12 protein-coding genes are annotated in these 18,678 nt (G+C 72.1%); 7 read left to right on the top strand and 5 right to left on the bottom strand.

The window, feature by feature from the left end; genetic code table 11:
- Window positions 1-96 precede the first annotated feature (96 nt).
- Window positions 97-756: a superoxide dismutase gene (locus ACWDX7_RS03730; protein ID WP_451488413.1), complete on the top strand. Its 660-nt coding sequence runs from the start codon at window positions 97-99 to the stop codon at window positions 754-756.
- Window positions 757-877: 121 nt separating this feature from the next.
- On the opposite strand, the gene ACWDX7_RS03725 is transcribed toward ACWDX7_RS03730, so the two are convergent.
- Window positions 878-1,525: a mycothiol-dependent nitroreductase Rv2466c family protein gene (locus tag ACWDX7_RS03725; RefSeq protein WP_451488414.1), complete on the bottom strand. Its 648-nt coding sequence runs from the start codon at window positions 1,523-1,525 to the stop codon at window positions 878-880.
- A gap of 127 nt (window positions 1,526-1,652) precedes the next feature.
- Between ACWDX7_RS03725 and pepN (ACWDX7_RS03720) the strand changes: the two genes are divergently transcribed.
- The 6 genes from pepN (ACWDX7_RS03720) (at window position 1,653) to pepN (ACWDX7_RS03695) (ending at window position 13,700) form a co-directional block, all read left to right on the top strand.
- Window positions 1,653-4,208 (top strand): aminopeptidase N, encoded by a 2,556-nt coding sequence (pepN, locus tag ACWDX7_RS03720; RefSeq protein ID WP_451488415.1) that lies wholly within the window; start codon window positions 1,653-1,655, stop codon window positions 4,206-4,208.
- A gap of 257 nt (window positions 4,209-4,465) precedes the next feature.
- A complete protein-coding gene (locus tag ACWDX7_RS03715) occupies window positions 4,466-5,425 on the top strand; it encodes a hypothetical protein (protein ID WP_451488416.1) in 960 nt (319 codons plus the stop codon).
- 154 nt (window positions 5,426-5,579) lie between these two features.
- Window positions 5,580-6,143 carry a CGNR zinc finger domain-containing protein gene (locus ACWDX7_RS03710; protein WP_451488417.1) on the top strand — a complete coding sequence of 188 codons (564 nt, stop codon included), beginning with the start codon at window positions 5,580-5,582 and terminating at the stop codon, window positions 6,141-6,143.
- A 273-nt stretch (window positions 6,144-6,416) separates the two neighbouring features.
- Entirely contained in the window at window positions 6,417-9,740 is a 3,324-nt protein-coding gene (locus ACWDX7_RS03705) for a S8 family serine peptidase (RefSeq protein ID WP_451488418.1), read from the top strand.
- Between the two features lie 158 nt (window positions 9,741-9,898).
- On the top strand, window positions 9,899-10,927 hold the full coding sequence (locus tag ACWDX7_RS03700; protein WP_451488419.1) for an aspartate-semialdehyde dehydrogenase: 1,029 nt from the start codon (window positions 9,899-9,901) through the stop codon (window positions 10,925-10,927).
- 175 nt (window positions 10,928-11,102) lie between these two features.
- On the top strand, window positions 11,103-13,700 hold the full coding sequence (pepN, locus tag ACWDX7_RS03695; RefSeq protein ID WP_451488420.1) for an aminopeptidase N: 2,598 nt from the start codon (window positions 11,103-11,105) through the stop codon (window positions 13,698-13,700).
- A 201-nt stretch (window positions 13,701-13,901) separates the two neighbouring features.
- On the opposite strand, the gene ACWDX7_RS03690 is transcribed toward pepN (ACWDX7_RS03695), so the two are convergent.
- From ACWDX7_RS03690 to malQ, 4 genes are all read right to left on the bottom strand, one after another.
- Complete coding sequence (locus ACWDX7_RS03690; RefSeq protein WP_451488421.1) at window positions 13,902-14,798, bottom strand: LysR family transcriptional regulator; 897 nt, start codon at window positions 14,796-14,798, stop codon at window positions 13,902-13,904.
- 9 nt (window positions 14,799-14,807) lie between these two features.
- Entirely contained in the window at window positions 14,808-15,737 is a 930-nt protein-coding gene (locus ACWDX7_RS03685) for a DMT family transporter (protein ID WP_451488422.1), read from the bottom strand.
- 269 nt (window positions 15,738-16,006) lie between these two features.
- Entirely contained in the window at window positions 16,007-16,246 is a 240-nt protein-coding gene (locus tag ACWDX7_RS03680) for a hypothetical protein (RefSeq protein ID WP_355406848.1), read from the bottom strand.
- 20 nt (window positions 16,247-16,266) lie between these two features.
- Window positions 16,267-18,429 carry a 4-alpha-glucanotransferase gene (gene malQ / locus ACWDX7_RS03675; protein WP_451488423.1) on the bottom strand — a complete coding sequence of 721 codons (2,163 nt, stop codon included), beginning with the start codon at window positions 18,427-18,429 and terminating at the stop codon, window positions 16,267-16,269.
- Window positions 18,430-18,678: the final 249 nt, after the last annotated feature.

Below are 18,678 nucleotides of genomic sequence, written 5' to 3'. Positions count from 1 at the left end.
CAACCCTTACGTGTGACCCGGAATAGATGCTGCTAGCGTGCAGTTGCGCATTGATTGCAATAAGCAGTTGGCACGCCGAGGGGACCGGATACACGCATGGCCATCTACACGCTTCCTGAACTTCCTTACGACTACGCGGCGCTGGAGCCGGTGATCAACCCGCAGATCATCGAGCTCCACCACGACAAGCACCACGCGGCCTATGTCGCAGGCGCCAACACCACGCTGGAGCAGCTGGAGGAGGCGCGGGACAAGGAGAACTGGGGCGCCCTCAACGGCCTGGAGAAGAACCTCGCGTTCCACCTCTCCGGCCACATCCTGCACAGCATCTACTGGCACAACATGGCCAGCCCCAAGACCGGTGACGGCGGCGGCATCCCGGACGAGAAGGACGGCCTCGGCGACCTGCCGGCCGCGATCACCGAATCCTTCGGCTCCTTCGCCGCCTTCAAGAAGCAGCTCACCTTCGCCGCCTCCGCGACGCAGGGCTCCGGCTGGGGTGTGCTGGCCTACGAGCCCATCAGCGGCCGCCTGATCGTGGAGCAGGTCTACGACCACCAGGGCAACGTGGGCCAGGCGTCCGTGCCGATCCTGGTCTTCGACGCCTGGGAGCACGCCTTCTACCTGCAGTACAAGAACCAGAAGGTGGACTTCATCGAGGCGATGTGGAATGTCGTCAACTGGCAGGACGTCGCCAAGCGCTACGCCGACGCCAAGGCGAACACCCCGCTGCTGATCCCGGCCACCAAGGCCTGATCAGCACCACTTGCCCGTCCGCCCCGTGATCGTCTTCTCAACTTTCGCGTGCGGGCGTGTTCACCGGAAGACCCCCGTGAGGACGTGACTCACGGGGGTCTTCTGTGTGTCCGCAGCCGGACTACTCGAAGGACGGGCCCTTGTCACGGGTCCGCTTGATCTCGTAGAACCCCGGGGTGGAAGCGACCAGCAGGGTGCCGTCCCACAGGCGGGCGGCCGCTTCGCCGCGCGGTGCGGGGGTGACCACCGGCCCGAAGAAGGCCACCTCCCCGCCGTCAGGACCCGGCACCGAGATGACGGGGGTACCGACCTGCTGGCCCACCCGGTCGATGCCGTCGTTGTGGGAGGCGCGCAGCACCTCGTCGTACTCGTCGGAGTCGGCGTACGCGAGCAGCTCGGCCGGCAGACCGACCTCCGCCAGGGCGGCGGCGATGGCCTCACGGGTCGGGCCGAGGCCCTCATTGTGGATGCGGGTGCCGAGGGCGGTGTACAGCTCGCCGACGATCTCCGTACCGTACTTCTGCTGGGCCGCCGTCACCACGCGCACCGGGGCCCACCCCTTGGGGCCGAGCAGCTCGCGGTAGACCTCGGGCAGCTCGTCCAGCTTGTTCTCGTTGAGGACGGCCAGGCTCATGACGTGCCAGCGGACCTCGACGTCACGGACCTTCTCGACCTCCAGCATCCAGCGGGACGTCATCCAGGCCCAGGGACAGAGCGGGTCGAACCAGAAGTCGACAGGGGTCTTCTCGCGCACCTGGGTGTCGGTCATGTCTCTCCTCAAGTAGGAAAAAAGCGTCACTGGGCCACGTTCTCCGACGCCAACCAGGCCGCGCCCGCACGCATTCCCCCCGTGCGAGGATTCGTCAGAAGAAGCGATCACGCACGAAGGAGTGCACGTGCCCGGAGAGAACCTGTCCCGCGAGGAGGCCCGTGGGCGGGCCGAGCTGCTGTCCGTCGACGGGTACGAGGTGGTCCTCGACGTCAGGTCGGCGGTGGAGGAGGCCGAGCCGGCCGAGGGTCCCCGGACCTTCCGCTCGGTGACGACGATCCGCTTCCGGGCCGCGACTCCCGGCGCGGCCACCTTCGCGGATCTGATCGCCCCCTCGGTCAACGCCGTCACCCTGAACGGGCGCCCGCTGGACCCGGCCGCCGTCTTCGACGGCGCACGGATCGCCCTGGAGGGACTGGCCGCCGAGAACGTCCTGGTGGTGGACGCGAACTGCGCGTACAGCCGGACGGGCGAGGGCCTGCACCGCTTCGTGGACCCGGAGGACGGCGAGGTCTACCTCTACACCCAGTACGAGCCGGCGGACGCCCGGCGGGTGTACGCGAACTTCGAGCAGCCGGACCTGAAGGCGCCGTACCGCTTCGAGGTGAGCGCGCCCGAGGGCTGGCAGGTGTGGAGCAACGGCGCGGAGGAATCGCGGGAGGCCGGAGTCTGGCGCTTCGCCGAGACCGCGCCGATCTCGACGTACATCTCCTGCGTGGTGGCGGGCCCCTACCACTACGTGACGGACTCCTACACGCGCGGGGACCTGACCATTGCGCTGGGAGCCATGTGCCGCAAGGGGCTCGCGAAGTACTTCGACGCGGACGACGTCTTCCTCGTCACCAAGCAGGGCTTCGACCTCTTCCACGAGCTCTTCGACTACCCGTACCCCTTCGGCAAGTACGACCAGGCCTTCGTGCCGGAGTACAACCTGGGCGCGATGGAGAACCCGGGGCTGGTTACCTTCCGCGAGGAGTACATCTTCCGGGGGAAGGTCACGCAGGCCTCGTACGAGCGGCGCTCGAACGTGATCCTGCACGAGATGGCGCACATGTGGTTCGGCGACCTGGTCACCATGAAGTGGTGGGACGACCTGTGGCTGAAGGAGTCCTTCGCGGACTTCATGGGCTCCTTCGGGCTGGTGGAGGCCACCCGCTTCGACCAGGCCTGGGTCACCTTCGCCAACAACCGCAAGGCGTGGGCCTACCGCGCCGACCAGCTGCCCTCCACCCACCCCATCACGGCCGACATCCGTGACCTGGAGGACGCGAAGCTGAACTTCGACGGCATCACCTACGCCAAGGGCGCGGCCGTCCTCAAGCAGCTGGTCGCCTATGTGGGTCGGGAGGCGTTCCTGGAGGGCGCACGCCGCTACTTCAAGGCCAACGCCTACGGGAACACCACGCTCGACGACCTGCTGTCGGTGCTCGCGGAGGTCTCCGGGCGGGACATGGCCGAGTGGTCGCGGGCCTGGCTCCAGACGGCGGGCGTGAACGTGCTGACGCCGGTGGTGACCTACGACGCGGGCGGACGCCTGACCGAGCTGGCGGTGGTGCAGGAGGGCGAGGAGCTGCGCCCGCACCGGGTCGCGGTCGGCCTCTACCGGCTGGAGCCCGACGGCTCCCTGATCCGCTACGCGCGGGCCGGGGCGGACGTGTCGGGCGTACGGACCGTGGTCGCGGAGCTCGCCGGCCTGGCGCGGCCCGACCTGATCCTGGTCAACGACGAGGACCTCACCTACTGCAAGATCCGCTTCGACGAGGGCTCGATGGCCACCCTGCGGGCGCACCTGGCCGACCTGACGGACCCGCTGGCCCGGGCGCTGAGCTGGTCGGCGCTGTGGAACCTCACGCGGGACGGCCTGATGCCGGCGCGGGACTTCATCTCGATGGTCCTGGCCCACGCGGGCCGCGAGACGGACCTCGGCGTCCTGCAGATGCTGCACGCGCAGGCGCTCGGCGCGGTCACCCACTACGCGGCGCCGCACTGGCGCGAGCAGGGCGGCCGGGAGCTCGCGGCGGGGGCGCTGCACGAACTGCGGCTGGCCGAGCCGGGGTCGGAGCACCAGCTGACGTGGGCTCGGTTCTTCGCGGCGAGCGCGGCGACGGAGGGCGACTTCCAGCTGCTGCTGGGGCTGCTGGAGGGCTCGGCGCGGATCGACGGGCTGGAGGTGGACCAGGAGCTGCGCTGGGACTTCCTGCTGCCGCTGGCCGCGCACGGGGCGGTGGACGAGGGGGTCCTGGCCGCCGAACTGGCGCGCGACGACACGGCTTCGGGCAAGCGCCACCACGTGCGCTGCATGGCGGCGCGGCCCTCTCGGGCGGTGAAGGACCAGGCGTGGGCGGCGGTGGTCGAGTCGGACGCCCTGTCGAACGCGCTGGTGGAGGCGACGATCGCGGGCATGCAGCAGTCCTCGCAGCGCGGTCTGCTGGCGGCCTACGCGGAGCGCTACTTCGAGGTGATCGAGCGGGTCTGGGCGGAGCGGTCCATTCAGATCGGGATGGACGTGGTGAAGGGGCTGTACCCGTCGCTCCAGGACGGGCCCGCCACGCTGGCGGCCACGGACGCATGGCTCGCCTCCCACGCCTCGGCCGCGCCGGCCCTGCGCCGCCTGGTGATCGAAGCCCGCGACGACCTGGCCCGCGCCGTGCGCGCCCAGGCCTGCGACGCGGCGGCGGGCTGACCCGGCGGGGCCTTCTCCCCCTTCCCCGAACCGGGCTCCTCCCGGACCCGGTCCTCAAAGGCCGCACACGTCGGCGAGCCGCGCTCGCCGACGTGTGCGGCGCGGGCTCGGGGCGGAGCCCCACCAGCGGCGGCCTGCTCAAACGGTGCAGCTCATCGGCAGTCGAACGCCCGCACTTTAGCCCCGGCTTGTCCCGGTTTGCCGACAGGTGTGTAACAGGGGTTAGCAGGGCCATGGCCCGAGGGAATCTCCGCGTCATGAATCACAACGCACCCCTCCCCCTCGCCCACCTCACCGGCAGCCGCCCCCGCGTGCTGACCCTGGCCCAGCTGCGCGAGCACGGCATCACCGCCTCCGACGCCGCCGGGCGGCCCTGGCAGCAGATCCTGCCGGGGGTGTACCTGCTCCACTCCGGGCCGGCGACCAGCGAGGAGCGCCTGCACGCCGCACTGCTGTACGCGGGCCGCGGCAGGGGCGAGGCCATGATTACCGGGCTGGCGGCGCTCGCGCTGTACCGGTTCGCCTCCGCGCCCGCGCTGCTCGGCCTCTCGCACATCGACGTGCTGGTGCCCGGCACCCGGCGGCTGCGGTCCACCGGGGACGTGCGGGTCGTACGGTCGCACACGCCGCCCCGGCCGCAGGAGGTGACCGGGCTGCCGGTGGCGCCCGTCGCCCGGGCCGTCGCCGACGCGGTCGCGCAGCTCTCCGACGCCGGTACCGTACGCCGTCTGCTCAGCGAGGCCGTGCGCGGCGGGCACTGCGAACCGGCCGCCGTGGTGCGGGAGCTGACGGTGGTGCGGCTGCTGAACCGGCCGCACGTCGTCGATGCCGTCGAGTCGCTGCTCGCGGAGGGCCGGGCCATCGCCGAGGACCGCCTGTACCACCTCGTACGCGGCTACGACCTGCCCGAGCCCGTCTGGAACGTGGATCTGCGGCTGCCCGGCGGCCCGCACCTCGGCGGGGTCGACGCCTACTGGCCCGAGCACGCCGTCGCCGTCGAGATCGACACCCGCGCCCCCCGCCAGGGCGAGGACGAGCAGTGGTCGGAGGCCGCACGCAAGCGGGAGACGCTGGAGCGGCTCGGGGTGACGGTCATCCACATCACCCCGCGCAAGCTGCGCGACTGGCCCGAGCAGCAGGCCGCGGTCGTCCGGACCGCCCTGACGGCGTCCGGTGACCGCGAGCCCGCCTCCTACCTCGCCGTACTCCCCCGGTGAGGTGGCGACGGCGGCGGTGCCGGACCGCCCGGCGCGTACACCCGGGGCGCCCCAGCGGGGCGCCGACGCCGGTCCCCCGCCCGGTGGCCGGCGCCACGCGTCAACCGGTCACGTACGCTTCACGGGTTAGCGGGGCGCGAGGAGGAGCGAGGACATGGCGGCGCAGGCGGATCCACGGCCTCTGATCGGGGAACCGGTCGCCCTCGACCTGCTGAACACCCGCTGGACCACGGACGGCGAGCCGCAGGACCTCTTCGCGGGCGCCGCCGGGCTGAGCCGGGTCGAAGGGCTCGCGGTGTGGCTGGAGAGCGCGGGCCTCGCCGACCGCTTCCGCGCCGACGCCCCCACGCTCGTACACCTGCTCACCGCACGCGAGGCGCTGGCCCGCGCGGTGGCCGACCCGGCCGACGAGAGCGCCCGCGCCCTGCTCGACGCCGTCCTCGAACACGGCCGGATCCGTGCCACGCTGACCGCCGAAGGCCCCGGCGAACGGGCCGAGTTCGCGGACCCCGCCTGGGGCCCCGCCTGGATCGCGGCCCGCGACTACCTCGGACTGCTGGCCGCCGGGCCCGACCGGATCCGCGCCTGCGCCTCCGAGAGCTGCTCCCTGCACTTCTACGACGTTTCACGCAACGGCGCCCGGCGCTGGTGCTCGATGGCCGCCTGCGGAAACCGGGCGAAGGCCTCGCGCCACTACGCGCGCACGCGCGAGCGCTGAACCTGCCCAATCTGTCACACCCGCGCAAGAACGGGGACAGGTAACGCCCTTGCCCTTGGGCTGCGAAGTCTACAAGTCCACTCTTCATAGCCGTGGATTCGACCCGATCTGACCCGGTATCACCGTGCTGGCGCATACGCCACCGTGGCGGGTCTCCGCCATGTCAGGTCTCGGTCAATGACAACCCTCCCCAAACAGCGGTCACGTACGACAGGCTGACCGGTCATCCGGCACCGTATTCCGGACCGTTTCTTTCACTTACCAGGGATGCTGATGACCCTCGAATCCCCCAGCTCCATACCCGGGGCCAGACGCGCCGCTCGCGTCGCGGCCGCGGCAGGCCTGGTCGCCGCCCTCGCGGCCACCGGCGCCGTGCCCGTCTTCGCGGCGACCGCCGCGGACGGCCCGGGCACCAATCCGGCCGTCAAGTCCGCCGAGCGCAAGCTCGGTTCGGCCGACGCCGAACTGCTCCAGGAGGCCAAGTCCAAGGGTGACGCGACCGTCACCGTCATGGTCGCGACCGCCCCCGGCCAGACCGGACAGGTGGCCCAGCAGCTCGACGCCGTCCACGGCGCCTCGGTGGGCCAGACGTACGACAAGCTCGGCTACGTACGCGCCACCCTGCCCACCGACAAGGCGGAGGCCGCGCTGAAGGCGGCCGCCAAGCTGTCCTCGGTGCACGGCATCGACCTGCGGCACGAGGTCCAGCGGCCCGACCCGCGCCCCGACGCCGAACACGCCTCGGGCAAGGCCCAGAAGACCGCGGCCGAGGCCTACCCGGCGCCGGACAAGAACACCCCGGCGAAGAACCCGTACAACCCGTCCTTCGAGACCGGCGCGGTGGACTTCGTCGAGAGCAACCCGCAGGCCGACGGCCGCGGGGTGACCATCGGCATCATGGACTCGGGCGTCGACCTCGGCCACCCGGCCCTCCAGAAGACCACCACCGGCGAGCGAAAGATCGTGGACTGGGTCACGGCGACCGACCCGATCACCGACGGCGACGGGACCTGGCGCGCCCAGATCACACCGGTCACCGCCGCCGGCGGCACGTTCACCGCGGGCGGGCAGAGCTGGAAGGCCCCCGAGGGCAGCTTCCAGTGGAGCCGCTTCACGGAGTCGATCACCGCGAACGGCGACATGAAGGGCGACGTCAACCGGGACGGGGACACCACCGACCGGTTCGGCCTGCTCTACGACGCCACCTCCGGGACCGTCCGCGTCGACACCGACCAGGACGGCGACTTCACCAACAACGAGCCGATGAAGCCGTACAAGGACGGCTACCAGATCGGCTACTTCGGCACGGACAACCCGGCGACCGAGGTCGCCGAGCGCATCCCGTTCGTGATCGAGATCCGCAAGGACGTTCCGATGGACCCGCTGGGCGGTGACTGGATCGGCAAGAAGGCCGACTTCGTCAACGTCGGCATCATCGAGTCCGAGCACGGCACGCACGTCGCCGGCATCACCGCCGCCCACAGCCTCTTCGGCGGCAAGATGAACGGCGAGGCGCCCGGCGCCAAGCTGGTCTCCTCGCGCGCCTGCTCCTGGTCCGGCGGCTGCACCAACATCGCCCTGACCGAGGGCATGATCGACCTCGTCGTCAACCGGGGCGTGGACATCGTCAACATGTCCATCGGCGGTCTGCCGGCCCTCAACGACGGCAACAACGCCCGCGCCGAGCTCTACAAGAACCTCATCGACACCTACGGCGTCCAGCTGGTCATCTCGGCCGGCAACTCGGGCCCGGGCCTCAACACCATCGGCGACCCGTCCCTCGCGGACAAGGTCATCTCCGTGGGCGCGGCGGTCTCCAAGGAGACCTGGGCCGCCAACTACGGCTCCGGCGTGGCGACGAAGTACAACATGTTCCCCTTCTCCTCGCGCGGTCCGCGTGAGGACGGCGGCTTCACGCCGACCCTCACCGCTCCCGGCGCCGCCATCAACACCATCCAGACCTGGCTGCCCGGTCAGCCCGTGAAGGAGGCCGGCTACAGCCTGCCGGCCGGTTACGGCATGCTCCAGGGCACCTCGATGTCCTCGCCGCAGGCCGCGGGCGCCAGCGCCCTGCTGATCTCGGCCGCGAAGCAGCAGAAGATCGCGCTGACCCCGGCCTCCCTGCGGATCGCGCTGACCAGCACCGCGAAGAAGATCGCGGACGTCCCGGCGCACGCCCAGGGCGCGGGTCTGATCGACGTCGTCGGCGCGTGGGAGTCCATCCAGCGCGACGCGAAGGCGAACGAGTTCACCGTCAAGGCGCCGGTCGACACCGCGATCGACCAGTTCCTGAAGACGCCCGGCTTCGGCACCGGCCTCTACGACCGCGAAGGCGGCCTCAAGACCGGTCAGAAGAAGGTCTACAACGTCGTCGTCACCCGCACCACGGGCGTCAAGCACGGCACCCGCCACGACCTGAGCTGGCGCAACGACGACGGCACCTTCAAGGTCCTCGGCGGCTACGACTACGTCACCCTGCCGCTGAACAAGCCCGTCACCATCAAGGTCGAGGCCAACGCCAAGTCGGCCGGCGTCCACAGCGGCATCCTGCAGCTGGACGACGAGACCACCGAGGGCATCGACAAGCAGATCCTGACGACCGTCGTCGCGGCGGCCCCGCTGGCGTCGCCGTCCTTCACGCTGTCGCAGGCCTCCTCCGTGCAGCGCAACAGCCACAAGTCGTACTTCGTGACCGTCCCGCAGGGCGCCAAGACCCTCGAAATCGCCCTCGGCGGCCTCGCGGCGGGCAGCCAGACGCGCTTCGTCGCGATCCACCCGTACGGCGTCCCCGTCGACCCCACGTCGACGGTGAACTGCTACCCGAACTACGACAACCCGGCCAACACCTGCCGCCCCGACGTCCGGTCGTACACCGACCCGCAGCCGGGCGTCTGGGAGATCGAGGTCGAGTCGCGCCGCACGTCGCCGCTGCTCGACAACCCGTACAAGCTGGACGTCTCGGTGCTCGGCGCGGCCTTCGACCCCGCGGTCAAGGTGCTGCCCGAGGTGAAGCAGGGCGTCCCGGCGCCCGTCCAGTGGAGCGTCAGGAACGACGCCGCCGCCATCACCGGCGGCAAGCTCCAGGGCGGCCCGCTCGGCTCCGCGAAGGCCGCCAAGCCGACCATCGCGAACGGTGAGACCCACACCAGTGAGGTCGTGATCGCCGAGGGCACCTCCCGCCTCGACATCGCGATCGGCAACGTCTCCGACACCGCCGCCGACCTCGACCTGGAGGTCTACAAGGACGGCGTCAAGGTGGGCTCCGCCGCCGACGGCGACTCCGAGGAGGCCGTCAGCCTGGTCAAGCCGGCCGCCGGCACCTACACCGTCAAGGTGATCGGTTACGCGGTCCCGGCCGGCTCCACCACCTACGACTACCGCGACGTGTTCTTCTCGCCCGCCCTGGGCTCCGTCCAGGTCGACGAGGCCGCGGCGGTGAACCTCGCCACCGGCGCCACCGCGCAGGTCTCGGCGAACGTCCTGGTCGCCGGTGCGGCCCCCGAGGGCCGGCAGTTCTTCGGCCAGGTCCAGCTGCTCAACGCCCGCGGCACCGCCGCCGGCACCGGCAGCGTACAGATCGACAAGGTCCTCCCGTAGGACGTGCACACCGCAGGGGCGGCGCTCTGACGAGCGCCGCCCCTGCGGGCTTCCCCGGCTCGCGTCCGCACTGCGGACAACGGATTGGACAAGCGGCCCGGGGTCGCACGCATGATGGAGCAGGCTTGACCGAGCTGTACGTACCAGAGGGAGTCACCGTGAGGGTCGGAATCGTCGGAGCCACCGGACAGGTCGGCGGAGTCATGCGCAGCATCCTCGCCGAGCGGAAGTTCCCGGTGGACGAGCTGCGGCTGTTCGCCTCGGCGCGTTCCGCGGGCTCGACCCTGCCGTGGGAAGGCCGCGAGATCACCGTCGAGGACGCGTCCACGGCCGACTACTCGGGCCTGGACATCGTGATCTTCTCCGCGGGCGGCGCCACCTCCAAGGCGCTGGCCGAGAAGGTCGCCTCGCAGGGCGCCGTCGTGATCGACAACTCCTCGGCCTGGCGCCGCGACCCCGAGGTGCCCCTCGTCGTCTCCGAGGTCAACCCGCACGCGATCAAGAACCGCCCCAAGGGCATCATCGCGAACCCGAACTGCACCACCATGGCCGCGATGCCGGTGCTGCGCCCGCTGCACGACGAGGCCGGCCTGATCGCGCTGACCGCCACCACCTACCAGGCCGTCTCCGGCTCCGGCGTCGCCGGTGTCGCCGAGCTCGACGGACAGGTCCGGGCGGTCGCCGAGCGCGCCACGGAGCTGGCCCACGACGGCGAGGCCGTCGCGTTCCCGGAGCCGGCCGTCTACCGGCGTCCCATCGCCTTCAACGTCCTGCCGCTCGCCGGCTCCCTCGTGGACGACGGCTCCCACGAGACCGACGAGGAGCAGAAGCTCCGCAACGAGTCCCGCAAGATCCTGGAGATCCCCGAGCTGAAGGTGTCCGGCACCTGCGTCCGCGTGCCGGTCTTCTCCGGCCACTCCCTCCAGGTCAACGCCAGCTTCGACCGGCCGATCAGTGTCGAGCGCGCGTACGAGCTGCTGAAGGACGCGCCGGGCGTCGAGATCTCGGAGATCCCGACCCCGCTCCAGGCGGCCGGCAAGGACGCCTCGTACGTGGGCCGCATCCGCGCCGACGAGACGAGGGAGAACGGCCTCGCGCTGTTCGTCTCCAGCGACAACCTGCGCAAGGGCGCGGCCCTGAACGCGGTCCAGATCGCGGAGCTGGTGGCCGAGGAGCTGCGCGGCTAAGACCGGCGTGGCCGGTACGACGGGAGGGCGGGCGCCGCGACGGCGCCCGCCCTCCCGTCGCTTTCCCCGGCCGTCGCGTTCCCCAGGCGGTCACGGGGGACCGGCCGCGCTCCGGTCCGGCGGGCCGCGCGTGGAAGGATGGCGGGGCAACGTCACGAACGAAGGAGTTGAACGCGTGCCAGGCACGAATCTCACCCGTGAAGAGGCTCGCCGGCGGGCAGAACTGCTCACCGTCGACTCCTACGCGATCGAACTCGATCTCAGCGGCGCCCAGGCCGGTGGCACCTTCCCCTCCGTCACCACCGTGCGCTTCCAGTCGGCCGAGGCGGGGGCGGAGACCTTCATCGACCTGGTCGCCCCGGCCGTGCACGAGGTGGCCCTGAACGGCAAGGCGCTGGACGTCGCCGCCGTGTTCCGGGACTCGCGGATCGCGCTGAAGCACCTGGCGGCGGGGGCCAACGAGCTCCGCGTCGTCGCGGACTGCGCGTACACGAACACCGGTGAGGGCCTGCACCGCTTCGTCGACCCGGTCGACCAGCAGGCCTACCTGTACACCCAGTTCGAGGTTCCGGACGCGCGGCGGGTCTTCGCCAGCTTCGAGCAGCCCGACTTGAAGGCGACGTTCCAGTTCACCGTGAAGGCCCCGGAGGGCTGGACGGTCATCTCGAACTCGCCGCGTGAGGTTCCTGCGGGGGCGCGGGACGGGGACGTCAAGGAGGACGTGTGGGTCTTTGAGCCGACCACGCGGATCTCGACGTACATCACCGCGCTGATCGCCGGCCCCTACCACGCCGTGCACAGCTCGTACGAGGGACCGGACGGGCAGTCCGTGCCGCTCGGCATCTACTGCCGGCCCTCGCTCGCCGAGTTCCTGGACGCGGAGGCGATCTTCGACGTGACGCGGCAGGGCTTCGACTGGTTCCAGGAGAAGTTCGCCTACGCCTACCCCTTCGCCAAGTACGACCAGCTCTTCGTCCCGGAGTTCAACGCGGGGGCGATGGAGAACGCGGGCGCGGTCACCATCCGCGACCAGTACGTCTTCCGCTCGAAGGTCACGGACGCGGCGTACGAGGTGCGTGCCGAGACCATCCTGCACGAGCTCGCGCACATGTGGTTCGGCGACCTGGTCACCATGGAGTGGTGGGACGACCTGTGGCTGAACGAGTCGTTCGCCACCTACACCTCGATCGCCTGCCAGGCGTACGCGGAGGGCTCGAAGTGGCCGCAGGCGTGGACGACCTTCGCCAACTCCATGAAGACCTGGGCGTACCGGCAGGACCAGCTGCCGTCCACGCACCCGATCATGGCGGACATCCGTGACCTGGACGATGTCCTGGTCAACTTCGACGGCATCACGTACGCCAAGGGCGCCGCGGTGCTCAAGCAGCTCGTGGCCTACGTCGGCATGGACGCCTTCTTCCAGGGCGTGCAGGCGTACTTCAAGGCGCACGCGTACGGGAACACGCGCCTGTCCGACCTGCTGGGCGCCTTGGAGGAGACCTCGGGCCGCGATCTGACCGCCTGGTCGAAGGCCTGGCTGGAGACGGCCGGCATCAACGTCCTGCGCCCGGAGATCACCACCGGGGCGGACGGCCTGGTCACCGCCTTCGCGGTCCGCCAGGAGGCGCCCGCGCTGCCGGCCGGTGCCAAGGGCGAGTCGATCCTGCGCCCGCACCGGATCGCGATCGGCCTGTACGAGCTGGAGGACGGCCGGCTGGTCCGTACGGACCGGATCGAGCTGGACATCGAGGGCGAGCGGACGGCGGTGCCCGAGCTCGTGGGCCGCCGCCGCCCGGCCGTCGTGCTGCTCAACGACGACGACCTGTCGTACGCGAAGGTCCGCCTGGACGCCGAGTCCCTGGCCACGGTCACCGCGCACCTCGGCGACTTCACGCAGTCGCTGCCGCGGGCGCTGTGCTGGGCATCGGCCTGGGACATGACGCGCGACGGCGAGCTCGCCACGCGCGACTACCTGGCGCTGGTCCTCTCGGGCATCGGCAAGGAGTCCGACATCGGCGTCGTCCAGTCGCTCCAGCGGCAGGCCAAGCTGGCCCTCGACCTGTACGCCGACCCGGCGTGGCGTGAGGAGGGGCTTTCCACCTGGACCGAGGCCACGCTGGAGCACCTGCGCGCGGCCGAGCCGGGCAGCGACCACCAGCTGGCGTGGGCCAGGGCCTTCGCCGCCACGGCCCGCACCGAGGGACAGCTGACCTATCTGTCGGCGCTGCTGGACGGAGCGGCCGAGATCGAGGGCCTGGTCGTCGACACGGAGCTGCGCTGGGCGTTCCTGGAGCGGCTGGCGGCGACGGGCGTCGCCGACGAGGTGGCCATCGCGGCAGAGCTGGAGCGCGACCCCACGGCGGCCGGCGAGCGCCACGCGGCGACGGCCCGGGCGGCGCGCCCGACGCCGGAGGCCAAGGCCGAGGCCTGGGCCTCGGTGGTGGAGGGCGAGCCGCTGCCGAACGCGGTGCAGGAGGCGGTGATCGGGGGCTTCGTCCAGAGCGACCAGCGCGAGCTGCTCGCCCCGTACACCGAGAAGTACTTCGCCGTGGTCAAGGAGGTCTGGGACACGCGCAGCCACGAGCTCGCCCAGCAGATCGCGGTGGGGCTCTACCCGTCCCTCCAGGTCTCGCAGGAGACCTTGGCCGCGACGGACGCCTGGCTGGCATCGGCGGAGCCGAACGCGGGTCTGCGGCGCCTGGTCTCGGAGTCCCGCGCGGGTGTGGAGCGGGCCCTGAAGGCGCAGGCGGCCGACGCCGCCGCGGCTTCCTGACGTCCCGGCCGCTCGCCGCGGCGGCCGTATGAGGGGGCGCCCCCGGTGCGTGAGGCACCGGGGGCGCCCTCTTTCGTACGGCTGCGGGCGGCCCGTCGGCCGGGGCGAGGGCCGGGGCCGGCTGTACTCCCAGGCGCGCGGGACGGGCCGATGCCGCTGCGCGTGCCGGCCGTGCCCGTATCCGCGGAGCCGGGCGAGGGGTCAGTCCGCCGACACCGCCCGCAGCGCGTCCAGGACGTGGGCCACCGCCGGGGCGGCCTCCGACCCCCGGCGCACCGCCGCGACCACGTGCCGGGCGGGGCGGTCGTGCGCGAGGACCCGGACCACCACGCCCGAGGCGCGGCTCGACACCATGCGGGGGACCAGGGCCACGCCCATCCCCGCCTCGACCATCGCCAGGATCGCGGTCCACCCGGAGGCCGAGTGCGCCTGCTCGGGTACGAAGCCCGCCGCCTCGCAGGCGCTGCGGGTGATCTCCGACCAGGGGCCGCTGCCGCCGTAGATCCACCGGTCGCCGGACAGGTCGGCCAGGCGCACCTCCCGTACGGCCGCCAGCGGATGGCCCGGCGGGAGCGCGACGTCCAGCGGGTCCTCCAGCAGCGTGACCCGGGTGAAACGAGGGTCGCGCGCGGTCGGGGCGTGGGCGGCCAGGGACAGCGCCAGGTCCACGGTCCCGGCGGACAGCAGCTCGTAGGACTCGGCCGCCTCCGTCTCCCGCACCCGGACCTCCACTCCCGGGCGGGTGCGCCGCAGCGCCGCCACGGCCGGGACCACGAGCGCCGGTACGGCGGTGGAGAAGGCTCCGATCCGTACCTCACCGGCATCCCCGGCCAGGTATCCGGCGAGTTCCGCATCGGCCCGCTCCAGCTGCGCGAACACCGCCTCCGCGTGCCGCAGCACGAGGTGCGCCGCGTCGGTGAGGCGCACGCGGCGGCCCTGCGCCTCCAGCAGCACCACGCCCAGCTGCCGTGCGAGATTGGTCAGCTGCTGGGAAACGGCCGAGGGCGTCATGTGCAGCGCCTCGGCCGTCGCGGTGACGGTCCCCCGCTCGGCGAGGGTCCGCAGGATCCGCAGCTTCTTGATGTCCCACTCGCTCATGGGCCGAACCTACCGGCGGGCGGCGCCCAGTCCCACGCCGCCGAGGATGAGCGCCATGCAGAGCAGCTGCGCCGGCCCGGTCCGCTCGGCCAGCACCAGGAAGCCGAGGCCCGCGACGCACACCGGCTGGAGGTAGTACACGATGCCCGCGCGGGCCGCTCCGATGACCCCGACGGCCTTGTTCCAGGCGAAGAAGGCGACGGCGGAGGAGAACACCCCCACGTACAGGAGCTGTCCGACCGCCGCGGGGGTGACCTCGAAACCGCCCTGCACCGCGACGGAGACGGCGTAGGCCGGAGCCAGCATCAGCGCGCCGAGCGCGAAGCTGGTGATGAGGAAGGTCAGTCCACCCAGTTCGGCGGGCTTGCGCTTGAGCAGGGCGCTGTAGCTGGCGAAGGAGAGGGCGGCGGCGAACATCCACAGGTCACCGGGGCCGAAGCCGAAGCCGAGGGAGCCGTCTGCGACCAGGAGCAGCACGCCGAAGGCGGCGAGCAGCATGCCGAAGGCGCGCCGGACTCCGAGCCGTTCGCCGCCGAGGCGGGCGTAGAGCGCCATGATCACCGGCGAGGCGGCCATGATCATGCCCATGTTGGAGGCGGAGGTGGTCAGTCCGGCCTGGTGCACGAGGGTGTTGTAGAGGGCGACGCCGAACAGCGAGGCGAGGGCGAGGTAGCCGAGGTGCTGGCGGATCAGGGCCCGCTGCTGCCAGGCCTGCCGGGCGGCGAAGGGAGCGACGGCGAGGAGGGCGATGATCCAGCGCCAGAAGACGGCCTGGACGGGCGGGACCGTGTCGGCCATGCCCCGGGTGGCGACGAAGCTGCCGGACCAGACGACCGTCGCGAGCAGGGCGAGGAGCACGCCGATCCCGGCGGCGCCCTTCTTTCCCGTGGTGGCGGGCTTGCCTTGCGGGACGGTTCGGACGCGGTCCAGGACGGCCACGGTGGTTTCCCCCTCGGGGTGCGGTGGATGTGTGTCGTGGGCTCACCGTCGCACCCCGCGAGTCGTCAGGTCCATCGAAAAGTTTCGATCGAGCCGTTCACTTTTACTGAATGGTTGCTGCCGCTGCCGTCCGGTCATGGGGGGCCGGGATCCGAAGATCCGGGCTCCGGAAAAGGGCATGCCAAGGCGCCGGGGGTCCGCAGGACCGAAGTGCTCGGCCGTGCGGACCCCCGGCGCCCGGGAAGTCCTACGGGTCCGACCCGGCGGGGTCAGCCCTGCTTCTGCTGCTTGCGCGACTTGTCGCCGACCATCACGAGGCCCGTGATGACCAGGAACAGCACGATCGGCGCGGCCACGTACAGGCCGAGCGTCTCGGCGATGCTCAGACCCGGACCGGGGTCGTCACCGTCGTCACGGGTCAGCGCGAGGGCGGGAGACGTCATCAGCAGCATCATCAGCGTCGTTCCGGCCGTGACGGCGCCGGCGCGCAGAGCGTTCTTCTTGTCCACGGTGCCAACGTAGCGAACAGCTAAACGGCCCGCGCGCCCGGGGGTGCCGTACGGGCTCCGGCGCCTGCTGCCAGCCCTTCCCGGACCGCGCTCAGCAGGCCGTTCGCCCGGGGAGAGGCGGTCAGCTCCTCCAGGCTCAGCGGCCGCCCCTCGGCGTCGGCCACCGGCAGCCGCCAGTTGGGATACTGGTCCCAGGTACCCGGGAGGTTCTGCGGCCGCCGGTCGCCCACCGCGTCCGGCAGCCAGACGCCGACCAGCCGCGCCGGGGTGCGCAGGAGGAACGTGTACAGGGCGCGTACGGCGGCCTCCTCGTCCTTCGTCTCCAGCCCGAGGTCCTCCAGCACCTCCAGCCACTCGGCGGTGTCGGCGGCGTCCTCGGCGCGCTCGACCTCCACCGGGCGGGTCAGCAGGCCGAGCCGGTCGCGCAGCTCCACGTGGCCGCCGGAGAGCTTGGCGGCGGTGGGCGGCAGGTCGTGGGTGGTGGCGGTGGCCAGGCAGTCGTCCCGCCAGGCCGCCGGCCCGAGCGGACGGCCGTCGCCGTCCCAGTCCCGTTCGAACCAGAGCACCGAGGTGCCGAGCACCCCGCGCCGGGCCAGCGCCCGGCGGACCCGCGGCTCCACCGTCCCGAGGTCCTCGCCGATGACCAGGGCTCCCGCCCGGTGGGCCTCCAGGACCAGGACCGCGAGCATCGCCTCCCCGTCGTATCCCACGTACGTCCCCTCCGCGGGCGGGGTCCCCCGCGGGATCCACCACAGCCGGAACAGGCCCATCACGTGGTCGATGCGCAGGGCGCCGGCGTACCGGAACACCCCGCGCAGCAGGGCCCGGAACGGCGCGTACGCCGAACGCTCCAGCGAGTCCGGCCGCCAGGGGGGCAGCCCCCAGTCCTGGCCGCGTGCGTTGAAGGCGTCGGGCGGCGCCCCCACCGTCGCCCCGGAGGCGTGGACGAAGGGCGCGGCCCAGACGTCCGCACCCTCGGGATGCACCCCCACGGCCAGGTCGTGGACGATCCCGACGCTCATGCCCGCCTCCCGGGCGGCCCGCTGGGCGGCGGCGAGCTGGGCTTCGGTGAGCCAGGCGAGCCAGCTGTGGAACTCCACCGCCTCGGGCGCCGCCTCGGCGCCCTCGGGCCAGCGCGCGCGGTCGGCGCCGTACCGCTCGACCAGCGCGAACCAGGCTGCGTGCCGGGCCAGCGCGGAGCCGCCCTCGGCGCGGAAGCGGGCGAAGTCGGCGGCGCGGCCGGGCTCGCGCGGGACGGCGTAGAGCAGTTCGAGGGCGGCGCGCTTGAGGGCCCATACGGCGTCCCGGTCGATCAGCGCGCCCTTCTCCAGGACCTGGCGGCGCAACTCCCCGCCGCGGGCGGCGAGGTCGGCCAGTCCGTCCTGGTCGGCGCAGCGAGCGTGCTCGGGGATGTCCTCGATCCGCAGGTGCACCGGGTCGGGGAAGCGGCGGGAGGACGGCCGGTACGGGGACGGGTCGGTCGGCGTTCCGGGCACGGCCGCGTGCAACGGGTTGACCTGGATGAAGCCGGCGCCGTGGGTACGGCCGGCCCAGCGGGCGAGCGCGGCGAGGTCGCCGAGGTCGCCCATGCCCCAGGAGCGTTCGGAGAGCAGGGAGTAGAGCTGGACGAGCAGGCCGTACGCGCGGTCGGGCGGGGCGGGGGCCCGGTCGGGGGCCAGGATCAAGGCGGCCTCGGCCGTACGGCCGTCGGGCAGGGTGACGCCGATCCGGTGGACCCCCAGGGGCAGCCCGTCGGGCAGCGGCCCGTCCGGTCCGGTCTCCCACTCGGTGGCCGGGGCCCGGGAAGCGGCGCCTTGGCCCCCATCGGCTTCGGCCCCGCCGCCTTGCGCCCCGCCGGCCCGTGCGGGCCGCGCTTCCGGAAGCTGCGGCTCCGCGGCCTCCGGCTCCAGGCGGATGCGGGTCCCCGGCGGAAGGGCCGCCAGTTCGGGCGGCGGCGGCCCGCCCTCCCACCGCACGAGCACGGGCGGCAGCAGCCGCGCCGCGGCGGCCGCTTCCGCCTCGGCCAGGCGCGCCCGGACGTCCTCGGAGCTGCCGGGGGCCACACCGAGCAGTGCGAGGACGGCGGTGACGGAGGCCTCCGGTACCGGGACGGTGACGTCCGCGGCGGGCTGGTAGGCGGTGGCGATGCCGTGCAGGGCCGCGAGCCGGGCCAGGTCGTCCATGTGCGCACTCCTTCGTGCCTGAGTGGGAGTCAAAAGCCATGGAACACGGTCGCGACGGCGGCAGCCATAGCGCTGCTCGCCGGGCCGGCCGGTGCTGACCGGTCTGGGCCGACGGCGGCCCCCATGGCGGCCGCCGGCGGCCCAGACCATCGACCGCGGACGTGATCCGTGCTCTCTCCGAGAGAAACTTCCGCGCCGAAGCCCGCGTGCCCGCAGCGCCCGCCGTTCACCCGTACGAGGTGCGCCGAC

The organism is Streptomyces sp. NPDC003034 (assembly GCF_053591375.1).
The sequence above is the reverse complement of the archived record's forward strand: the minus strand, read 5'-3'. Positions and strand labels throughout refer to the sequence as shown.

What these genes read in the sequence shown, in the direction of transcription:
- ACWDX7_RS03730 (WP_451488413.1), top strand. Translation starts at nt 97, where the DNA reads ATGGCCATCTACACGCTTCCTGAACTTCCTTACGACTACGCGGCGCTG.
- ACWDX7_RS03725 (WP_451488414.1), bottom strand. Translation starts at nt 1,525, where the DNA reads ATGACCGACACCCAGGTGCGCGAGAAGACCCCTGTCGACTTCTGGTTC.
- ACWDX7_RS03715 (WP_451488416.1), top strand. Translation starts at nt 4,466, where the DNA reads ATGAATCACAACGCACCCCTCCCCCTCGCCCACCTCACCGGCAGCCGC.
- ACWDX7_RS03710 (WP_451488417.1), top strand. Translation starts at nt 5,580, where the DNA reads ATGGCGGCGCAGGCGGATCCACGGCCTCTGATCGGGGAACCGGTCGCC.
- ACWDX7_RS03705 (WP_451488418.1), top strand. Translation starts at nt 6,417, where the DNA reads ATGACCCTCGAATCCCCCAGCTCCATACCCGGGGCCAGACGCGCCGCT.
- ACWDX7_RS03690 (WP_451488421.1), bottom strand. Translation starts at nt 14,798, where the DNA reads ATGAGCGAGTGGGACATCAAGAAGCTGCGGATCCTGCGGACCCTCGCC.
- malQ (WP_451488423.1), bottom strand. Translation starts at nt 18,429, where the DNA reads ATGGACGACCTGGCCCGGCTCGCGGCCCTGCACGGCATCGCCACCGCC.